Annotated in this window: 2 protein-coding genes and 1 tRNA gene; all 3 read right to left on the bottom strand. The window is 66.1% G+C overall.

What is annotated here, in order from left to right:
- A partial coding sequence (locus E1298_RS46795) for a hypothetical protein (protein WP_424923246.1) occupies nucleotides 1-207 on the bottom strand: 207 nt, incomplete at its 3' end.
- A 106-nt stretch (nucleotides 208-313) separates the two neighbouring features.
- Nucleotides 314-880: a transposase family protein gene (locus E1298_RS46790; protein ID WP_131903781.1), complete on the bottom strand. Its 567-nt coding sequence runs from the start codon at nucleotides 878-880 to the stop codon at nucleotides 314-316.
- A gap of 577 nt (nucleotides 881-1,457) precedes the next feature.
- Nucleotides 1,458-1,533: transfer RNA gene (locus E1298_RS46785), tRNA-Lys, on the bottom strand.
- Nucleotides 1,534-1,595: the final 62 nt, after the last annotated feature.

The following is a 1,595-nucleotide window of genomic DNA, read 5'->3' as shown; positions in this document are numbered from 1 at the left end:
CAACGTCTTGATCGAGGAGGCCGCCCGGCCCTGGGCGGACATCATGACCACGATCGCCCGCCGCAGCTTTACCGGGTCTTTCGCCGTCCTGGTGATCTTCTGCAGACGGCGGCCCTCTTCCATCGACAACGCACGCACGAACACCTCGGGCCTCCTCGCCACGACCACCTCCTGAAACCGGTTCAGGGACAAGGCTGGCTTGATCACCCACCGAGATCAATAACCCATCAAGGTTCAGTGACGAGCCACTAGACGTTTCGGGTCTGACTATCGCGGCTGGCTTGGCCGACCGGCTCGACACGGTGAACGCATTTCATCCTGAGGTGGTGTGGGTGACGCGGTGGTTTTGCAGGACGGCGATAGCTTTGCCGATGTGGGCGGCCTTGCTCGGGCTGCAGCGCAGCTTCCGTAGGATTCGCCATGACTTGAGCTGGGCGTTCGCTCGTTCTCCCGGCCTGCGGATCCTGGCATGCGACCGGTTCGCCTGCTTCTGCGACTCGGGCTTGTCCTTGCCTGTGCAGGGTGTGATCACCACCGATGCCTCGGCCCCCTGGCAGGCCTCGTCGGCCAGGGTGAGGATGCCCGCCTTCTCCAGCTCCCGCAGGATGCCCCAGACGCAGGCGGCGGTCAGGCCATGGACCTTGCCGGGCAACGCCCCCAGCGTCCACACAATCGTGCCGTCCGGACCGATGATCACCTGCACGTTCATCCCGTGCACCCGATGCTTGCCGGAGAAGTACGGCCGGTCCGCCCGCATGCGGTCGGTGTGAACGAGCGCCCCGTCCAGCACCAGAAGGGGTGAAGCCGTCCCAGCGGCTTCCCGCAACGCGTGAGCCGTACCGGGTTTGGGTGCCAGCCAGTTGGGTGCGCCGAGCAGCATCGCTGCCGCAGGAGCCTTCTCAGACGTTGGACTTTAGGGCGAGAGGTTCGTGGCGAGGGGCCGGAGCCGGAAACGGCCCGGATTGCCGTGTTCAGTCCGATCGGCCAGTCGGGCTGCGACGCTCCATCGCAGCAGATTGGCGACGGTCGGCGGCGGCACCGGCCTGCCGAGGCGGGGCGCTGGCCTGCGCGGCCAGCGGTTCGGCGTGGCCGACGGAGTATCCGTCATCGTCGGTCTCGGCGAACACCGCCACCCACACACTTCGCCAAGTCCGGCGGCGGCCCGCCCGGCCAGCGCGCCGCATCGACGGGCGGCGCCACAACCGAGATAGGTGCGAGGCTGCGGACTTAAATCTGCGGAGCGCTCACGATCGCCACCGTCGTCAGTCTGGCTGCCGTTCTAGACGGAGAAATGTCCGGCTTGACCGGGGGTAGCGGCGGCTCTTTGGGGGTGTGTCCTGGGTGGTTGGAGACCCGGATAGTGCCCGCGAGCCAACATCGAGCCGACACGGGAACGTATCGGGACGAAACCGGCGGGGGGCAAACCGGGACAATCTCGGGTTCGTCCAGGTCAGAGGTGGTGGGTCGCGTGGGACTCGAACCCACAACCTACGGATTAAAAGTCCGGAGCTCTGCCAATTGAGCTAGCGACCCGTCCTGCAAGCGTACCGAGATCGGGAAGGGGTTTGCGACGGGGTTGGGGGGCTGTCTCTTAT

The sequence above is a fragment of the Actinomadura rubrisoli genome, assembly GCF_004349215.1.
GTDB classification, from domain to species: Bacteria; Actinomycetota; Actinomycetes; order Streptosporangiales; family Streptosporangiaceae; genus Spirillospora; species Spirillospora rubrisoli.
Note: the sequence above shows the minus strand (reverse complement) of the source record. Positions and strands in the feature narration are given on the sequence as shown.

What these genes read in the sequence shown, in the direction of transcription:
- E1298_RS46790 (WP_131903781.1), bottom strand. Translation starts at nt 880, where the DNA reads ATGCTGCTCGGCGCACCCAACTGGCTGGCACCCAAACCCGGTACGGCT.